13 protein-coding genes and 2 pseudogenes are annotated in these 17,009 nt (G+C 64.2%); 6 read left to right on the plus strand and 9 right to left on the minus strand.

Going from position 1 to position 17,009, the window contains the following annotated elements:
• Nucleotides 1-538: 538 nt before the first annotated feature.
• A complete protein-coding gene (locus tag JLK41_RS06000; RefSeq protein WP_210390576.1) occupies nucleotides 539-2,035 on the minus strand; it encodes an aldehyde dehydrogenase family protein in 1,497 nt (498 codons plus the stop codon).
• A gap of 352 nt (nucleotides 2,036-2,387) precedes the next feature.
• Nucleotides 2,388-3,716 (minus strand): alginate export family protein, encoded by a 1,329-nt coding sequence (locus JLK41_RS06005; RefSeq protein WP_210390577.1) that lies wholly within the window; start codon nucleotides 3,714-3,716, stop codon nucleotides 2,388-2,390.
• 376 nt (nucleotides 3,717-4,092) lie between these two features.
• Between JLK41_RS06005 and JLK41_RS06010 the strand changes: the two genes are divergently transcribed.
• From JLK41_RS06010 to feaR, 3 genes are all read left to right on the plus strand, one after another.
• Nucleotides 4,093-5,592, plus strand: coding sequence for an APC family permease (locus JLK41_RS06010; RefSeq protein WP_210390578.1), 1,500 nt, complete (start codon nucleotides 4,093-4,095; stop codon nucleotides 5,590-5,592).
• Entirely contained in the window at nucleotides 5,573-6,160 is a 588-nt protein-coding gene (locus tag JLK41_RS06015; RefSeq protein ID WP_210390579.1) for a DUF3156 family protein, read from the plus strand. Before JLK41_RS06010 ends, JLK41_RS06015 begins: the two co-directional genes overlap by 20 nt.
• A gap of 313 nt (nucleotides 6,161-6,473) precedes the next feature.
• On the plus strand, nucleotides 6,474-7,430 hold the full coding sequence (gene feaR, locus JLK41_RS06020) for a transcriptional regulator FeaR (protein WP_210390580.1): 957 nt from the start codon (nucleotides 6,474-6,476) through the stop codon (nucleotides 7,428-7,430).
• A 139-nt stretch (nucleotides 7,431-7,569) separates the two neighbouring features.
• Here the strand turns inward: feaR and JLK41_RS06025 are convergent, their stop codons facing one another.
• From JLK41_RS06025 to JLK41_RS06035, 3 genes are read right to left on the minus strand one after another with little or no spacing between them, the layout of a single operon-like run.
• A complete protein-coding gene (locus tag JLK41_RS06025) occupies nucleotides 7,570-8,340 on the minus strand; it encodes an SDR family oxidoreductase (RefSeq protein ID WP_210390581.1) in 771 nt (256 codons plus the stop codon).
• On the minus strand, nucleotides 8,340-9,128 hold the full coding sequence (locus tag JLK41_RS06030; protein ID WP_210390582.1) for an SDR family NAD(P)-dependent oxidoreductase: 789 nt from the start codon (nucleotides 9,126-9,128) through the stop codon (nucleotides 8,340-8,342). Before JLK41_RS06030 ends, JLK41_RS06025 begins: the two co-directional genes overlap by 1 nt.
• Nucleotides 9,121-9,939, minus strand: a complete 819-nt coding sequence (locus JLK41_RS06035) for a molybdenum cofactor biosynthesis F family protein (protein ID WP_210390583.1) — start codon at nucleotides 9,937-9,939, stop codon at nucleotides 9,121-9,123. The genes JLK41_RS06030 and JLK41_RS06035 overlap by 8 nt, the downstream gene beginning before the upstream one ends.
• 666 nt (nucleotides 9,940-10,605) lie before the next feature.
• Here JLK41_RS06035 and JLK41_RS25525 point away from each other — a divergent pair.
• Together JLK41_RS25525 and JLK41_RS06045 are read left to right on the plus strand one after the other, a co-directional pair.
• Nucleotides 10,606-11,952 (plus strand): annotated as a pseudogene (locus JLK41_RS25525) (methyl-accepting chemotaxis protein); the annotation flags it as partial.
• A gap of 49 nt (nucleotides 11,953-12,001) precedes the next feature.
• Nucleotides 12,002-12,604 carry a TetR/AcrR family transcriptional regulator gene (locus tag JLK41_RS06045; RefSeq protein WP_342357366.1) on the plus strand — a complete coding sequence of 201 codons (603 nt, stop codon included), beginning with the start codon at nucleotides 12,002-12,004 and terminating at the stop codon, nucleotides 12,602-12,604.
• Nucleotides 12,605-12,764: 160 nt separating this feature from the next.
• Here the strand turns inward: JLK41_RS06045 and JLK41_RS06050 are convergent.
• From JLK41_RS06050 to JLK41_RS06065, 4 genes and pseudogenes are all read right to left on the minus strand, one after another.
• A pseudogene (locus JLK41_RS06050) lies at nucleotides 12,765-13,425 on the minus strand (helix-turn-helix transcriptional regulator).
• 56 nt (nucleotides 13,426-13,481) lie between these two features.
• A complete protein-coding gene (locus JLK41_RS06055; RefSeq protein ID WP_210390585.1) occupies nucleotides 13,482-13,847 on the minus strand; it encodes a cupin domain-containing protein in 366 nt (121 codons plus the stop codon).
• Nucleotides 13,848-13,902: 55 nt separating this feature from the next.
• Nucleotides 13,903-15,201, minus strand: coding sequence for an NAD(P)/FAD-dependent oxidoreductase (locus tag JLK41_RS06060; RefSeq protein ID WP_210390586.1), 1,299 nt, complete (start codon nucleotides 15,199-15,201; stop codon nucleotides 13,903-13,905).
• 89 nt (nucleotides 15,202-15,290) lie between these two features.
• The gene (locus tag JLK41_RS06065) at nucleotides 15,291-15,749 is read right to left on the minus strand and encodes a GlcG/HbpS family heme-binding protein (protein WP_210390587.1); all 459 of its coding nucleotides are present in this window, start codon (nucleotides 15,747-15,749) and stop codon (nucleotides 15,291-15,293) included.
• Between the two features lie 165 nt (nucleotides 15,750-15,914).
• On the opposite strand from JLK41_RS06065, the gene JLK41_RS06070 reads away from it, so the two are divergent.
• A complete protein-coding gene (locus JLK41_RS06070) occupies nucleotides 15,915-16,991 on the plus strand; it encodes an extracellular solute-binding protein (protein WP_210390588.1) in 1,077 nt (358 codons plus the stop codon).
• Nucleotides 16,992-17,009 lie beyond the last annotated feature (18 nt).

Here is a 17,009-nt window from a genome sequence, read left to right on the forward strand (position 1 = left end):
TCTGGCGTGGTCCCCAGCAAGGAGCCAAGCAAGGCCGAGCAGGCGTGTCTGGCGGCTGTTGCGAAAACCACGGGGGTGGCCCAGAGCTCGTTGTCGGTCATCGATGTCATGAGTGCCGAAGCGGGCATCGGGGTGATGGTCAGGGTTCCGGGGGCAGACGCTCACTGGTCCTGCCTCTCAGATGCGGATGGCAATGTTCAGGGCACCCGCTACAGCGGTTCGGAGGGCAAGCTCTGAGCCTGCTCTCTACGCGCAGCGAGCCAGGCCATGTTGGCCAGGTGGGCGTGCCGTTTGTGGTTCAGAAGAAGCCCTGCGGATTGATGGTGTAGCTCACCAGCAGGGTCTTGTCCGCGAGGAGTGATCGGGCGCGATCTTGCGCTGTTCTCAGCGCCCAGGCTGAGGTGGATTTCTCCTGGTGCCAGAGGCGCAACAGAACAGGCTGAGGCTTCCTCGGTATTCGTTGTGGCGCAGTGCGTGCCCGGGTTCAAGTCCACATCCGGGATGCAGCCCGCGACCGAGGCGGGCTGCATGGTGCGCATCAGTAGGTGATGCACACCGATTTGCTTTCGGTGAAGCCTTCGATGGCGGCCTTGCCGAACTCACGGCCGATGCCTGACTGCTTGTACCCACCGAACGGCATGTTGGGGTCGACCGGTACGTGGTTGTTGACCCACAGGGTACCGGCCTCGATACGCGGGATCAGGTCCATCACGCGGCCGAGGTCGTTGCTCCAGATGCTGGCGGTCAGGCCGTAGCGGCTGTCGTTGGCCATGGCGACGGCCTGGTCGATGTCGTCGAACGACAGCACCGACAACACCGGGCCGAAGATTTCCTCCTGTGTGGCAGTCATCGTCTGCTGCACGTCGGCAAGCACGGTCGGTTGCACGAAGTAGCCCGGCAGATCGGGCTGTCCGCCACCGGTGGTGAAACGCGCGCCTTCCTGGCGGGCGATGCCGAGGTAGTTCAGTACGCTGTCCTGCTGCTTGCGCGAAACCAGAGCGTTGATCTGCGCCTCGGCGTCCATGCCGGCACCGACCTTGAGCGCTGCGACCTGGGCGCTCAGCGCCTCGACGAAATCCGTGTAGCGGCTGGCATGCACGTACAGGCGCGATGCAGCGGCACAGACCTGCCCCTGGTTGAGCAGGCCACCACCGATGGCGCCGGCCACGGCCTTGTCGATGTCGGCGTCGGCCAGCACCAGCATGGGGTTCTTGCCGCCCAGTTCGAGGGTGAAACGCGTCATGTTCTGCAGCGCGGCGACGCCGACCTGCTTGCCGACGGCGGTGGAACCGGTGAACGACACCTTGCTTACCAGCGGATGCGCAACCAGCGCGGAACCGGCTTGCGAACCCTTGCCCACCAGGACGTTGAACACGCCTGCGGGTATGCCGGCTTCGATGGCCAGTTCGGCCAGGCGCAGTGCAGTCAGCGGGGTTTCGTCAGCCGGTTTGATGATGATGGTGTTGCCGCAGGCCAGCGCCGGCATGATCTTCCACAGGGCGATCATCAGCGGGAAGTTCCAGGGCACGATGCCGGCGATCACCCCGACCGCTTCACGCCGGGTGTAGGCATTGAAGCGCGCACCGGCCGGCACCGGGATGGAGACGTCGAGGGTCTGACCTTCGATCTTGGTCGCCCAGCCGGCCATGTAGCGCATGTAGTTGAGCGAGGCGCCGACTTCGACGGCGCGTGCCAGGTGAATCGACTTGCCCTGGTTGAGGGTTTCCAGCTGCGCCAGTTCCTCGCCATGAGCCTCCACCACATCGGCGAAACGCAGCAGGATGCGCTCGCGCTCGGCGGGCGCCAGGCCCGTCCAGCCCCCCGATTTGAAGGCGCGATGAGCCGATTGCACGATGGCCTCGACCTGTCCGGCATCGGCCTGCAGGGTGCTGCTCAGCACGCTGCCTGTGGCCGGGTTGTGGAGGTCGCGATGATGGCCGTTGAGTGGCTGGCGCTGTTCACCGTCGATGAAGGACGCGTGCGAACGGGTGAGGAAGGCCGCGACGCTGGGAAGGGTTTCGATCAGGCTGCTCATGCAGTGCTCCAGAGGCAGGATTAGAGTGACGAGCGCCAAGGGCGCGCACCTTTCCAGCTTAAAGACAGCCTGGGGCAATGACTTGACTGTGCCTGCCGCAATGGCATGACTGTGCCTGCACGCAGACGCGTTGGCAGCGGCGTGCAACAGCCTTGGCAGCGTGGTGCAAGCCTGGGCTGGGTCGCCTGCGCAATAGTGGCGTTGCTGCTGTTGGGGAGTTGCGGCAGCGATCTTCATCACACTGCATGCTTGTACCGCCGCGCATTTGCCGGCGGTTTTTTTTATGGCCGCAAGAAACAGGAAACGCCGCTTGCGTCGAGGGCGAGCGGCGTTCTGCGGAGCATGGGGTGGCTTAGAACGGAACGGCCACGGTCAACTGGCTGTAGACGTTGGTGCCATTGCCGCCGACCTGGTTGCCACCGTTGCTTTCATCCTTCTTCGGCTGGTAGAGGCCGATCAACGGGCTGATGATCAGGTGGTCGGTGACCGCCCATTCGGCGTACAGGTCCAGCTCGCGGGCGTCGAGGTTCAGCGCGTCGCTTTTCTTCAGGGTGTTGAAGTCGAAGTACAGCGCACCGAGGGTCAGGTTCTCCAGCGGCGTGACCTTGAAACCGACATGGTGGATACCGGTGTTGCTGTTGAACGGGCCGGCATAGTTGGAGGCCACTTCGCCCTGGAACCAGGTGCCGTAACCCGTGCTGAAACCGTTGAACAGCGAATCCCAGCCTTCGGAGTAACGGCTGTAGCGGTAGGTGATCTTGGGCGACCAGGCGATGTCGGCGAAGGTATAGCCGGCCTCGGCATACCAGGCCTTCTCGGCACCGGCATCCTTGTCCTGCCAGGCGTATTCGAAGGCGAAGCTGGCATTCTCGATGCCGCCATCCCCTTCGCCACGCAGGCTGTAGATGTCCATGCCATCGCGTTGTTGCTGGAAGTCGCTGGCCCATTGATCGGTCACACCCAGGCCATGAATGTAGGTCAGCCCCAGGGTGCCTGCTTTCCCGCTGTAGTCCAGCGTACCGCCAGCCAGCGAGGTTTCCGCCTGGGCGCGGTTGTCGGATTTCAACCAGAAGGCGCTGCCATGCAGGCCGTCCTGACCACCCAGTTTCAGCAGGGCGGTGCGGTCGAAGGCGTGACGGGCGGCGATGTAGTAGGCCCCGCCACGGTCCAGCGCGCCGTCGGCGGGGCCGTTGCCCAGGTTGGGGCCGTCGTCGTTGAGCAGGAAGCCGCTGCCGAGCGTGATCACCTGGCGGCCGAAAGAGGCATCCACGCCATCGGTACCCAGTAGCGGGAACAGGTCGCCGGAACGCCAGCCCAGGTAGGCGTCTTCGATCTTGGTGGTGCGCTCGCGGCCATCCGTGTTGCCGGCTGCATCACCGTCGCCCCAGGTGCCGGAGCTGACCAGGTTGAAGGCGCCGTAGAGCGTGCCCGAGTCGCCCAGGCGCTGGTCGCCACTGAAACCGTACTTGATGAAGCCTTCGCGCCAGCTCGAACCACCTGGCGTGCCATCGTAGTTCTTGCGACTGTTCATCCAGCCATAGACGGCGAGAAAGTCGGCGTTCAGGTGGGTATCGTCGTCAGCATAGAGTTCATAGGCACAGCTGATCTGGCTGGCGCTCAGCAGCGCCAGGCTCAGACCGATGGCCTGGGCCAGTGGTGGACGACGGGTGGAATGTGCCATGGGTGTGCTCCCCTGTTTCTCGTGTCGGTGATCCGGAGCTTCTGAGGCTCCGAGAGAGGCGCCGAGCGCTAGACTTTGGCGCGACGGGCTATTAGTCACCTCGTGACGAGGGCAAGTCTTGTCCGTCCCTGCCAGGGCTTTTGATCGCGTCAGCCAGCTGGGGAGGGCATGTCAGGCAGCAACAAGAAAGGCGGCAGCCAGGGGCAAGACTGGCTCCGTGTGGGGGCGCAAAGTGTTGTCGACTGTCCACCCGAGGGCCTTGTATCGGGTGTGTATAGGGAAGGGGTTGACGGCTGTGCCGGCGATCCAGCGGAACGGCATCGATGGGGTGCCGGCATGACTAATAACCAGAATATCTGCTTTCGAGGTTCCCACGATGTCGATCAACGCTAAGCTCAATGAGCACCTGGCTCGCGGAACGGTTGGTTTCCCGACCGCGCTGGCCAGTACCGTCGGCCTGATCATGGCCAGTCCGGTCATTCTCACCGCCACCATGGGTTTTGGCATCGGCGGCAGCGCCTTCGCCATGGCCATGGTCATCGCCATGCTGATGATGCTCGCGCAGTCGACCACCTTTGCCGAGGCGGCGTCGCTGATGCCGACCACCGGCTCGGTGTATGACTATATCTCGGCCGGCATGGGGCGTTTCTTCGCCATCACCGGTACCCTGTCGGCTTACCTTATCGTGCATGTCTTCGCCGGTACGGCCGAGACCATCCTGGCCGGGGTGATGGCGCTGGTGAACTTCGAGCACCTCAATACGCTGGCCGAATCGGCAGGGGGTGCCTGGCTGCTGGGTGTCGTCTTCGTGATCGGATTCGGCGTCCTCAATGCCTTCGGCATCAGCGTGTTCAGCAAGGCCGAAGTGATACTCACCGCCGTGATGTGGAGCACCCTGATGGTGTTCGGCATCGGTGGTCTGATCGCTGCACCGGCGGTGGAGCTGGATGGGCTGTTCGGTGCCTCGCTGGTGGGCACCGACCTGATCACCATTCTGTCGCTGGTGGGCATGGCCATGTTCATGTTCGTCGGCTGCGAGTTCGTGACCCCGCTGGCACCCGATCTCAAACGCTCCGCCTGGGTCCTGCCGCGGGCCATGGCAGTCGGCCTGCTGGGGGTGGGGAGCTGCATGTTCATCTACGGTGCGGCGATGAAGCGTCAGGTGGAAAATGTCCTGCTCGATGAAGCAGCGGGCGTGCACCTGCTGGACACGCCGATGGCGATTCCGCAGTTCGCCCAACAGGTGATGGGCGACATCGGTCCGATCTGGCTGGGCATCGGCTTCCTGTTCGCCGGCGCGGCCACCATCAATACGCTGATGGCCGGGGTGCCGCGCATTCTCTACGGCATGGCGGTCGATGGCGCGTTGCCGAGGGTCTTCGCTTACCTGCACCCGCGCTTCAAGACACCTGTGGTGTGCATCGCCGTCGTGGCGGCGATTCCCTGCCTGCACGCCTGGTGGCTGGGGGGCAATGCCGACAGCATGCTGCCGCTGATCCTCGCTGCGGTGTGCGCCTGGGCCACGGCATACCTGCTGGTGACCCTCTCGGTGGTGCTCCTGCGCATCCGCCGTCCGGATCTGCCGCGTGCCTACAAGTCGCCGTTCTTTCCGTTACCGCAGATCGTCTCCACTGTCGGTATGCTGCTGGGCATTTGGTTCATCGCGCCACCCGGCATCGAACCGAGTGCCGTCTATGTGCCCTTCGCCCTCATGCTCGGGATCACTGCAGCCTATGCGCTGTTCTGGACCCTGGTGGTGCAGAAGGTCAATCCCTTCCGCCCGGTGCCGGTGGAAGAGATTCTGGAAAAAGAGTTCAACCATGAGCCGGGTGTACACGGCGTAGAGTCGGGTTTCCATGTTGCCAAGACTGTCTGAGCTGTTCGGCAAGCAGCGGCTGCCCTCCGGCTATCGGCCGGGGGCGACCCTGGAGCAGGTGCGGCGCAATCTCGCCGGCCTGTCATTCGAGGCGCTGGATGGCGGTGCGCGGGGACGCTTTGGCGTTCCCGGCTGCGAGCTGGAGTTCGAGGTGGTCGAGCGCACGCAAAGCGAGTTGCTCATGCACCTGGTGCTGACTGACTTCGTCCTGCATGTGCCGGCACCCGCTGCCGCTGCATTGCATGTCGAGCTACGCCATAGCGGCGCGCTGACCCGTAGCGGACTGGCGTGCAAACGGCGCCAGGGCGATGCCGCTGAACTGGCCGCGCTGGAGCGCGGCCTGCTGGGCGACGAGGCTTTGCGCCAGGTGCTGATGCCACTGGATTTCAAGCGGCTGTCGATCGAGCGCCAGGCCGCTGGCTGGCAGGTCAGGCTGGAGCATATGGCCGCCAGCGAGGTGGTCAACCGGATGCCCAACTTCCGGCGCTACATCCGTCTCAATGATGAGCAGCGTGATTGCCTGATCAATGCGTTCATCATCTTGCAGCGCCTGCTGCGCACCTGCTGAAGGCCTGTTTGGCTGCTGCTGCACCGAACGGGCGCATGCCTTTCCTGCTGACCTGAGCAGGGCGCTGTCGGTGCCTGGGTGCTTGGCGTTGGTCGTCCTGGAAATCGCCCTGTTTCGCGGCTTGCACGGGTTTATCGGTTGTTTTCAGGCCGCTTCATGCAATCCGTGCGCATGAATAAATGAATATGTTCCTGAACGGATTGTTGGCACCTAATCTGCATTGATAAAGCCAAGAAGTTTCATGGTTGCGCCTCTATAGATAACATGTTAACTATTGCGCAACAAAAACAAGACAGCATCCGTGGAGGTGCGTATGAATGGCCAAACCCTGGCCCAAGAGGGCCTTGAAAGCTGGAAGGCCTCCTTGCAGGCGATCTGTGGTCAGTTCGAGACCCAGATGGCATTCAATCGATCGCTGTTCATCGGCGAAATCTCCCTGCAGTGCCATGCCGGTTTGCCCATGGCTCACTTACGTACCAATGCCGGGCTGATCGCCCGTCACTCCATCAAGCCCGATCATGACAACGATCAGAGTTGCTTCCTGGTCAGCCAGCGCAGCGGCTTTTCACAGATTTCCCAGAACGGTACGAACATTCAGCTGGCGCCCGGCGATCTGCTGCTGATGGACTCGGTCGGCTCCTGCGAGATCACCCCGTTCGGTCTGATCGAACATGCTTCGTTGTCGCTGCCGCGCAACGAGGTCGATCGGGTGCTCAAGGACAACAAGTTCGGCAAGGTCAGTGCGACCTGTTCCAGCGGCAAGATGCTGCACATGCTGGTAGACCAGCTGTGCCGTGAGCCGGAGAGCGAGCATGACGACGGTGTCGAAGGCGAGGCGCTGCGGACGGCGTTCATTTCCCTGTTGGCGCCCGCCTTGTCGAGCACGCACGACAAACCCCTTTCCGCCGAGCTGTTGCACGGCAACAACCTGCGCAGCTACGTGCAGAAGATCATCGACGATTCGCTGAGCCAGCCCAACCTCAATCCCGTTGGCCTGGCGTCGCGCCTGAACATCTCGGTACGCCACCTGTACCGCCTGTTCGAGGAGCAGGGCGACAGCGTTTGTCGCTACATTCAGCGTTCGCGCCTCAAGCGCAGTGCCGATGACCTGTCCAATCCTTTCCTCAAGGGTGAGTCGATCACCTCCATCGCCTACAAGTGGGGCTTCACCGATTCGGCGCATTTCAGCAGGGCATTCAAGAAGCACTTCGAGCTGTCGCCGAAGGACTACCGCGCCATGGCGCTGACCGAGGCTGTCGGCGCTGTTTGAGAGCCGAGTCGATGAGCAACGCGGCGCCTCGTGTGTGACGCTGCCTGCACGGTGTCGTGTTGTCGTCGGGACCGACTCGATCGAGTGAAAGCCCCTGTCACCGTCAGGTGCAGGGGCTTCTGTTTGCCGGTTGCGGTTTTCAGCTCGATGCTGCCAGTGTCTCCTGCAGGGTGGCGCCGCCATCGACGACGAGGGTCTGGCCGGTGACATAGCAGGCATGCTCGGAGGCGAGAAACAGCATGGCGCCGGCAATGTCCTGCGGCTCGCCCAGACGCCCCAGCGGTACGCTGGCGGCGATGCGCGCACTGAGCAGGCTGTCGCCGAGGTTGTCCATCGCCGGGGTGCGGATCATCCCCGGCTCCACGCCATTGACGCGGACACCCAGCGGCGCCAGCTCCAGCGCAGCACTGCGGATGAAGCCATTGACCCCGGCCTTGGACGCGGCGTAGTGGCTCAACCCCGGATAGGCCACCCGCGGCCCGGTTACCGAGGAGGTCACCAGCACGTTGCCGCCGCCCTGGCGGCTGAACAGCGGCAGTGCGCCCTGGCTCAGCCAGAACAGTGCGCTGAGGTTGACCGCCAGCGTGCGTTCGAGAACCTGCGGGGTGATGTCGGCAAACGCTGTCAGCGGAAAGTAGCCGGCGTTGTGCACCAGCACGTCCAGGCGCGGCAGGCTGGCGAACAGAGTGGTGATGGCTTCGCGATCAGCCAGGTCGATGCCCACTGCCTCGGCGCTCAGGTCGCGTGCGTTCAGTTCGTCGGCCAGTGCCTGGGCGGTGTCCAGACGCAGGTCGGCGATCAGTACCTGGGCACCGCTGGCGGCGAACGCTTCGACGATGCCGCGGCCGATACCCTGGGCGCCGCCAGTGACCAGTACCGTCTGCCCGCTGTAGTCGAAGACCGTGGCCATCAGGCACCTCCCAGGTGGGCGTAGGCCAGCGTCGGTACGTCGACCACGCTCGAGCCACCATCGGCGACGATGGTCGCGCCGGTGATGATCGAAGCCTCGTCGCTGATCAGGAAACGGCAGACGTTGGCGATCTCCCCGGCGCTGGCAGCGCGCCGCAGCGGCACGTCGGCAGTGACACGGGCGTAGGCCGCGTCGAGATCGTCGCCGTAGTGCTGCATCAGCGCCTGCATTTCCTCGTCGGCCATCGGTGTGCGTACCCAGCCGGGGCAGATGCAGTTGACCCGCACGCCGTGTGGGCCATAGTCCCGCGCCAGCGAGCGATTGAGGCCGAGCAGCGCGTGCTTGGCGGTGGTGTAGCCGCACACCTCGGGGCCGGCGGCGAGTGAGGCGATGGAGCCCAGCAGAACGATGCTGCCGCGCCGCTCGAGCAACAGCGGCAGGCAGGCACGGGCGCTGTGGAAGGCGCTGTCGAGGTTGCTGCGCAGTGCCGATTGCCAACTCGCGTCGCTGGTCTCGCCGGCGCTGCCCAGGCCATGGCCGCCGGCGCAGCACAGCAGGGCGTCGATCCTTGCGAAGCGAGCGCGGATAGTGGCGATGAAGCCATCCCAGGTGCTGCTGTCGGCAGCATCGCCGACCAGTACCAGACCGCCGGTTGCGGCAGCCACCCGTTGCAGCGGTTCGGCGCGCCGGCCGATCAGCACCAGGTCGGCGCCCTCGGCCGCCAGGCGGTGGGCGCAGGCCTCGCCGATTCCTGTGCCGGCGCCGGTGATGACGACAGTCCTAGTCATCGCCGTACTCCGTGCGATTGAGCAGGTCGCAGTACGAGGACACCGGGAAGTTGGACAGCGCGTCGAAGCGGTCGCCGGCGTAGCCGAAGATCTTGCCGTCGCTGCGGTGGTTCTTCAGGTCGATCATCACCAGGCCCAGGGTCGGCACGATCTTTTCGCGCCAGACGAACAGGTACAGCGCGTCGGCGATCTTGTAGTAATGGCAGCGGTCGGTGTCGCACAGGCCCTTCTCGACGCCCTTCAGGCACTGCCAGCTGTAGTAGTCGTCGTTGAGGTAGATGTGCTCGTAGACCTCGGTCGGGCTGTAGCGATAGCGGTTGCGCAGACCGATCAGCTCGCGGGTTACTGCGTGTGGGCAGCTGCCGGGTTGCCAGGGTTTGTCCAGGCTGCCGTGATGGAAGCAGGCTTGCACGCCGGTCAGGGACTTGCCGGCCAGGGCGCGCTCATACAGGCCTTCGCGGGTTTCCTCGGCCTTGGGCAGGGTGCCGATCACGGCGGTGAACGACTGGCTCAGGGTGTCGAGCACCAGGCTGATCGAATGGTCCTTGCCGCCTTCATGCTTGATGAAGTCGACCAGGTAGATGCCATCGCGCACCGAGGTGGCTCGGTAGGGGGCGCTGCCCTGGGAGTGACCATCGGCGGCGACCCAGTGCAGTTGCTCGGCGTCGAAGCGGTGGTCGATTTCCCAGCCATTCTCGAAGAACAGGTTGAAGCGCTGGCCGGCCAGCTCGGCGAGCTGCGGCAGGATGAAGGCGCCAGGGGCGAAGCCGTCGGCCAGGGCGCCAACGGTAATCCAGTCGGAGGTACTCATGGGGATGTTCCTGTTGTGGTGAGTGGAATGTCCGCATGCTGCACCGCGTCTTCTGAGCCGGGTATCAGCCGGATGGTTGAGCCGTTTCCCGAGCGTAGGCAGGGCGCAGGCTGTACCGCCTCGTGGCGGCGCCAAGTGTTTCGCGCCGCTCCCGGCAGACAAGGTCAAGAACGTTGGCAGGCAGGTGCATGCCTGCCTGCCGGCCAGCAGGTAAGAGTGTCGCCAGAGAATGTCCGTCAGGTCGCAGGTTCGCCTTGCGCCGTATTCTGGAGTGGCACACGCATGTTCAAACACTGGTTTTCCCGGCCAGCGCAAGAGTCGCCGATGACGCTGGTCATCCAGCCCGAGCCGGAGCAGCCAACTGCTACCCGCGTCCTGAGCTCATGGCTGTGTTCACGTCTGCTGCAACTGCTCACCAGCTTGCAACGAGCCACTGCCAGTGGCTTGTCGAGTGGACGTCAGGCCTGTGTGGAAATCGACCGGCGTGGCCAGCAGATGGCTCGGGCGCTGGGCGACTCGGCGCAGCACATGCGCGACAGCCGGTCGCTGGCCGTGGCCATGCAGCATGCCTTGAGCGAACAGTTGCAACAGGCCGAGGGCGATATCCGCCTGCAGCTGGACGAGGTCGCGGTACAGGTCACGGCCAAGTCGGAAGAGGTGATCGCGGTGCTGCACGATATCGGCGACATCGCCAAGCAGGTCAACCTGCTGGCACTCAACGCGGCCATCGAATCGGCTCGTGCCGGCGAAGCCGGGCGCGGCTTTGCGGTGGTCGCCGATGAGGTCAGGCGCCTGGCTCAGCGCACCTTGCTCAGTGCCCAGGATGCCACGGCGCGCATGGACCTGAGCGATCTGCAGCGGCGCATGCTGGCGGTGTCTGCGCACAGCCAGGGGCGCTTCGTGATGCTGACCCAGCAGCTCAATCTGTCGCTTGAACAGATGGACGGCCTGTTCAGCACCGTGTCGGAGAATGTCGACGGGTTGCAGCAGACCAACCGGGTGATCCTGGAGAGCGTGCCGCAGTTGCGGCAGCGTCTGGATGGCCTGACCGAGCTGGCCGAGCGCGCGGCCCGGCTCGGGCAGGAGGCGGCCACGCTGGAGGAGGGTGATGTCGGCCTGCAACGGCTGCTGCGTAGTCAGCATGTCGCCGTCGAGCCGGGCCATGATGCACTGACGACGATCCTGCAGCGCGGATGCATTCGCGTGGCCATCGAGCCGGCTTTCATCGGCTTGTCGTTTCGCAGCGTACCCGGTGAGCCGTTGCGCGGGCTGGATGCCGACTATGTGCGCGCCTTCGGCCAGTGGCTGGGTGTCGAGGTCGAGTTCGTCGAGCACAGCTGGGAGCAGTGTCTGTCGGCACTGGATTTTGGCCAGCGGCTTGGCGAGCCACCGGCTGATCTGATGTGGAGTGCGCTGCCGGCCTTGCCGGTGTTCGAGGGGGTAGCCTTTTCCCAGCCCTACAGCGTGGCACCGCTGATCATGGCCAGGCGTTGCGGCGAGACGGGCATTCGCAGCCTGGCCGACCTGCAGGGGCGTGTGCTGGGCTGTGGCAACGACCCGCTGGTGCTGGAAACCCTGGCCCGCCTTGGTGTGCGCTGGTCGGCCAATCAGCGTCAGCCGGGCGCTCGCGTCGAACTGGCCAATCTGCTGGTGTTCTCCGATCAGAGCCGAATTCACGATGCCCTGGCCGAGGGGGTGGTCGATGCCTTCGTGGTCGAGCGGCCGATCTACCACTGGGCGGCGAACAACCGGCAAAGCCGCTGGCATGGGCGAATCGAGCTGTTGCCCGGCGCCATCGGCGAGCGCCAGTGGTGCTACAGCGTCGGCGTGGCGGCACGAAGCGAGAATACCGCGTTGCTGGCCAAGGTCGATGCGTTCATCGCGCAGTTCCAGGGCAGCGCTCGGCACCGGGAGATCGAACTGGCCTGGCAAGGTGAAGTCTTCACCGGGGTACTGCCGGGTTTGCCTGCAGACGTGCCCGGCGCTGCGGCGTTGGCCGCCCGCACAGAGTGACACTCCCGCTCGTCACAGCGCGAGCGCGTAAGGACTGCTGGAGACTGTTTTGCCGAAAGCTCTGACCCCCTCCGCCGCGAACATCTGTGCCATGGCCGTCGGTCATTTTGCCGAGCATGGCTATGACGCTTCGTCGCTCAACGAGATCGCCCTGCTGGCGGGCATGCGCAAGGCCTCGCTGTATGCGCATTTCGCCAGCAAGGATGCGCTGTTCCACCAGGTCTTCGAGCTGGCTCTGGCCCAGGAACTGGAGCATGTCGCCGGCTGTTTTGCTGATGAGGCGAGCAGTGACGAGATCGTCGGCAAGGTATACGCCCTGCGTCTTCCTTGTCGCTACGTACGCTCTGCGCATCTGCGTTTTCTGTTGCGTACGGCGTTCCTGCCGCCTGCGGACTTGCGCAGCGCCGTCGGCTCCGGCTACGAGGCCTATCTGGCGCGGCTTCGCGATGCCTTCAGCGACTCGCTGCGGGAGCGGTACGCCTGGGCTCGGCGTGATGACGAGCGGGTAACGGGCTACGCCGAGGCGTACCTGGGCATCATCGACAGCCTGCATGTGGAACTGTTCTACGCCAGCCCCGATACCTGCGTGCGGCGCAGCGAGGCGCTGTTTGGTCTGCTGGGCGATTCGATGTCGCTGGCCACCGAATACTGAGCCGCTGTGGGCCTGCATCGTTGATGCGCTGCAATGACGTGGCGGTTGTTGTGGTGAGCGAGATGCCCATGCCGCGCTTTTTTCAGCTGCTGCCCGCCGCGTTGCGCAGGGCGAGCGGCCGGCGTGTGGCCCTGTGGCCCTGTGGCCCTGTACTTCTGCGTCAGATGAAGAGGGCGGCAACCAGCTCGGTACGGTTACTCACCGCCTGTTTGCGAAACAGGTTGAGCAAGTGGGTCTTCACCGTGGGCAGGCCGATCCCGAGTTCGCGCGCCAGTTCCTTGTTGCTGGCGCCGTCGCGTAGCAGCAGGGCGATCTGCCGTTCACGCGGGGTCAGCTGCAGCAGGCGATCCTGTGCGTCGGGCAGGCCTTGCACGGCCATCTGCATCAGCCCGTGCAAGGGCAGCAGGCCCTGCAGTTCATGCGCACTGAACGGGCCCCTGGTCGGCGTGGCGCAGCAGCGAGATACCTACTACCGGGCGTTCATCGACATGGGCGATCACTTCGACCACGTCGATCACCGCATAGCGCCGGAGAAAACCCTGGTACAGCTGGCCGCTGGCGGCCGGCTGGCGACGCAGGCCCTGCTCCAGGGACATCACCGGCAGACCGGATGCTGCGCAGGCCTGGGGGCTGAGCGGGTCGAGATCGCGATAGCCATTGAGGTAGGCGGCGTGCATCGGCGGCTGCATGCCACGCAGTTGAAAGTCGCAGGCCTGCAGGTTGGCATCGATGCGGTAGAAGGCGGCCAGGGAGGCCGGGACGAAATGCTGGAAGGCGCTGAGGCAGTGCTGGCCGAGACTCTGGTAGGTGACGGGGTTCATCGTGGCCTCGGGCAATGAGCGGCGTGGGGCGACGGCAGGGCCGCCGCCCGCACGCATCAGGCGACGGCGTAGTAGTGCTTGACGAAACTGTCGCTGACGATTTCCCACAGGACCGGTGTGCCCTTGGTCACGAACCAGGTATCACCGGCCTTGAAGCGGCTCGCCTGGCCGGTGGACTCGTCGGTCAGGACGACTTCGCCGGTGACCACGGTGGCCTGTTCGTTGAACGGGTAGGTCATGCGGAACTTGCCCTTGGTGGTGCCGAAGTAGGCGGCGCTGACCGGATCGGTCGGGGCGCCGGCGGTCATCTTGCCGAAGCACTTGACCTCGCCTTCGAGGATTTCCGAGCCGAGATCGGCCACGGTGCCCCAGGCATCCAGCTGGTCGAGGGTGATGCCGTTGGTGATGGCAGTGAGGGACATGGCAGTAACTCCTTGAGAGGTAAGCGAGGGCGCCGCGTCTGGCGCCGGGGTGTCGTTAACGGCGGCCATTCCAGTAGCCGGAAATCTGGTGCCAGGTCTTGCCGCCGGTGAGCAGCAGCGGGCGCAGCTGGTCCTTGCCGATGATGCTGCCGCGCTTGACCGAGCTGATCAGGTCGTAGCGCGCCGACCCTTCGCTCATGCCCTCGGCCAGCACCTTGCAGATGATGTGGCTGGGGGTCACGCCGAAGCCCGAGTAGCCCTGTACGAAGAAGGCGTTGGGGCGGCCCGGCAGGCTGCCGATCTGCGGGAACAGGTTGGCGCTGCAGGCCATCGGTCCGCCCCAGGCCAGGTCGATCTTCACGTCCTTGAGGTAAGGGAAGATCTTCAGCATCAGGTTGCGGTTCCAGGCCTTGAGGTCGCCGGGGATGTGCTCGACCAGCGGCGTGGCGGCGCCGAACAGCAGGCGGTTCTCGTTGGTCACGCGGTAGTAATCGATGACTGGGCGAATGTCGCTATAGGCACCGCGAATCGGGCTGATGCGCTGGATCAGCTCATCCGACAGCGGCTCGGTCATCATCTGGAAGGCATAGGTGTTGATGGTGCTGCGATGCAGTTCCGGCTCCAGCTTGTTGAGGAAGCTGTCGCAGGCCCACAGCAGTTTGCTGGCCTTGACCGAACCCTTGCCGGTGCGCACGGTGATGCGCTCGCCATACTGCACTTCCAGGGCCGGGCTGTATTCGAAGATCTTCACCCCGTAGCTGGCCAGTGCCGTGGCTTCGCCGAGCAGCAGGTTGAGCGAGTGCACGTGGCCGCCACCCATGTGCAGCAGGGCGCTGCTGTAGGCATCGGAGCCGATGATCTGCTTGACCTCGGAACCGCCGAGGAAGCGAATTTCGTGGGGCGAACCCAGGGATTTGAACTCCTTCTCCCAGGCGCGCAGGGTTTTCTCCTGGCGGGCGTTGAAACCCATGTAGCCGTAGCCGTGGCAGAAATCGGCATCGATGTCGTACCTGGCGATACGCCCCTTGATGATGTCGGCGCCCATGTCGCTGATTTCGAAGATCTGCCGCAGGCCGGCCTCGCCCACGTCCTTCTTGATCTTTTCCAGGTCGTGACCGATACCGGCCATGATCTGCCCACCGTTGCGCCCGGTGCCACCGAAGCCAAGGTAGCGTCCTTCCAGCACGACGATATTGGTGATGCCTTTTTCGGCCAGCTCCAGTGCGGTGTTGATGCCGGAGAAGCCACCGCCGATCACCACGACGTCCGCTTCCAGGTCCTGATCCAGCGAAGGGAAGCTGAGGTCGTACTTCTTGGTGGCCGTGTAGTAGGTCGGCGTTTCGATATTGATCATGACTGCTGCCTGAAGACGGAAAGGAAGTCCTGTGTGTTGCGGTGATAGTAGTGCCTGCCACCCTGGGAGCGTCTTGTTCCTGCCTGCCGTTAGTTTTGATCCGGACTGACACGCTCGAGCAACTGCGCGACCCGCGCCAGCGCCGCGCCGGCGCATGCACTGTCGAGCGCTTCGGATGCACCGGAAATGCCGATGGCGCCGATGATCTGCCCGGCGTGCCGAAACGGTTCGCCGCCGCCGAACAGGGCCAGCCCCGGTTGCAAGGGCAGGCCCTGGCGTACCGCTGGGGAGCAGCGTTGCAGGCGTTCCTGCCAGGCGTGCGTGGCCAGGCCGAAGCTGACGGCCGTGCGTGCCTTGTTCAGGGCGATGTCGCGGCTCAGCAGCGGCGCGCCGTCCATGTGCGCCATGTGCAGCAGATGGCCGGCGCCATCGACCACGGCGATGCTGACGTTCACGCCAGCGTTCTGGGCGTGCTGCAGTGCGGCCTGCAACGCTGACATGGCCAGGGCAAGGCTCAGGCTGGGGGTGTGGCGAAGCAGATCGTTCATGGTGATGTCCAGGCAGGATGAGAGATCATGAACAGCTTAATGAATCGCGGCAATCAATGCCTGCCGTGATGTCAGCCCTGGACAAGTGCCTGGCAGGCTCGCGCATGCATCGTCCCCAGGCGCAGGGATCTAATGGTGATCCACCTCTCGCCAAGGAGTGTCACCATGAGGTTGCTAGCTGCATTGCTGATCCTGTTGTTGTGCGCTCAGGCGCAGGCTCAGGAGGCTCTGCGTGTGCTCAACTGGAAGAACTACATCGATCCCCAGGTGCTGGCGGATTTCGCACGGCAGACCGGGATTCGCGTCGATTACCAGACATTCACGGCTGCCGAAGAACTGGACGCGGCACTGGCTTCGGCTACGCCCTATGACGTGATAGTCCCGTCCCATTTCCAGTTGGGACGCTTGATTCGCAGTGGCCAGCTGCGCCCGCTGGAGATGGCACGCCTGCCCAATCGGCAAAACATCGCGCCTGGCTTGCTGGCCATGCTGGCGGGTGTCGAGTCGGCTGATCGTTATGCGCTGCCTTACCTGTGGGGCGTGGTCGGTCTGGCCATCGACCCGCAACGCGCCGAAGCCAGCTATGGCGGGCCGCTGCCCAACAGCTGGAGCCTGCTGTTCAGTGAGCGCCAGGCCTCGCGCCTGCGCGGTTGTGGCCTGAGCATGCTGGATGCGCCGGAAGAGACCGCCTCGCTCTGGTTCAACTACCGTGGGCGCAATTTGCCGCAGTATGGCCCGCGGCAGATCGAGCGCAGCTTGCAGCCGTTGCTGAAGATCGGGCCGCAGTTGGATGCGCTGGATAACGAAAGCTATATCAAGGCGCTGGGCGAGCGCCGTCTGTGCGTGGCGATGGCCTGGGCCGGGCATGCGCTGACTGCGGCGCAGCGCAATCCCCAGTTGCGTTTTCAGGTGCCGGAGGAGGGTGCGGTGGCCTTCATCGACAGCCTGGCGATCCCGGCCAATGCCGGCAACCCTGACCTGGCCTACCGCTTCATGGATTACCTGCTGCAGCCTGAACAGGCGATTCGCAACGCGCGGGTGACCTACTTCTACTCGCCGCTCAAGCCAGAGCTGCAGGTCCACCAGGACCTCGCCACGGAGCGGCCGATGCAGGTGCTGGGTACTGACGAGCGCCGCCGCGTGTACATGCTGGAGAACCTTTCCGCGCAGCAGAAAGAAGCCCTGGATCACTTCTGGGGCGACCTGAAGAAGACCATCCCATGCTGTGCCAGCGACAGATAATTGAACAGCTCCGTAGCC

The organism is Ectopseudomonas khazarica (assembly GCF_017915135.1).
GTDB classification, from domain to species: domain Bacteria; phylum Pseudomonadota; class Gammaproteobacteria; order Pseudomonadales; family Pseudomonadaceae; genus Aquipseudomonas; species Aquipseudomonas khazarica.

Bases quoted from the DNA above. Each gene is read 5' to 3' on its own strand.
- JLK41_RS06000 (WP_210390576.1), bottom strand. From the start codon at position 2,035: ATGAGCAGCCTGATCGAAACCCTTCCCAGCGTCGCGGCCTTCCTCACC.
- JLK41_RS06005 (WP_210390577.1), bottom strand. From the start codon at position 3,716: ATGGCACATTCCACCCGTCGTCCACCACTGGCCCAGGCCATCGGTCTG.
- JLK41_RS06010 (WP_210390578.1), top strand. From the start codon at position 4,093: ATGTCGATCAACGCTAAGCTCAATGAGCACCTGGCTCGCGGAACGGTT.
- JLK41_RS06015 (WP_210390579.1), top strand. From the start codon at position 5,573: ATGTTGCCAAGACTGTCTGAGCTGTTCGGCAAGCAGCGGCTGCCCTCC.
- feaR (WP_210390580.1), top strand. From the start codon at position 6,474: ATGAATGGCCAAACCCTGGCCCAAGAGGGCCTTGAAAGCTGGAAGGCC.
- JLK41_RS06025 (WP_210390581.1), bottom strand. From the start codon at position 8,340: ATGGCCACGGTCTTCGACTACAGCGGGCAGACGGTACTGGTCACTGGC.
- JLK41_RS06030 (WP_210390582.1), bottom strand. From the start codon at position 9,128: ATGACTAGGACTGTCGTCATCACCGGCGCCGGCACAGGAATCGGCGAG.
- JLK41_RS06035 (WP_210390583.1), bottom strand. From the start codon at position 9,939: ATGAGTACCTCCGACTGGATTACCGTTGGCGCCCTGGCCGACGGCTTC.
- JLK41_RS06055 (WP_210390585.1), bottom strand. From the start codon at position 13,847: ATGTCCCTCACTGCCATCACCAACGGCATCACCCTCGACCAGCTGGAT.
- JLK41_RS06060 (WP_210390586.1), bottom strand. From the start codon at position 15,201: ATGATCAATATCGAAACGCCGACCTACTACACGGCCACCAAGAAGTAC.
- JLK41_RS06065 (WP_210390587.1), bottom strand. From the start codon at position 15,749: ATGAACGATCTGCTTCGCCACACCCCCAGCCTGAGCCTTGCCCTGGCC.
- JLK41_RS06070 (WP_210390588.1), top strand. From the start codon at position 15,915: ATGAGGTTGCTAGCTGCATTGCTGATCCTGTTGTTGTGCGCTCAGGCG.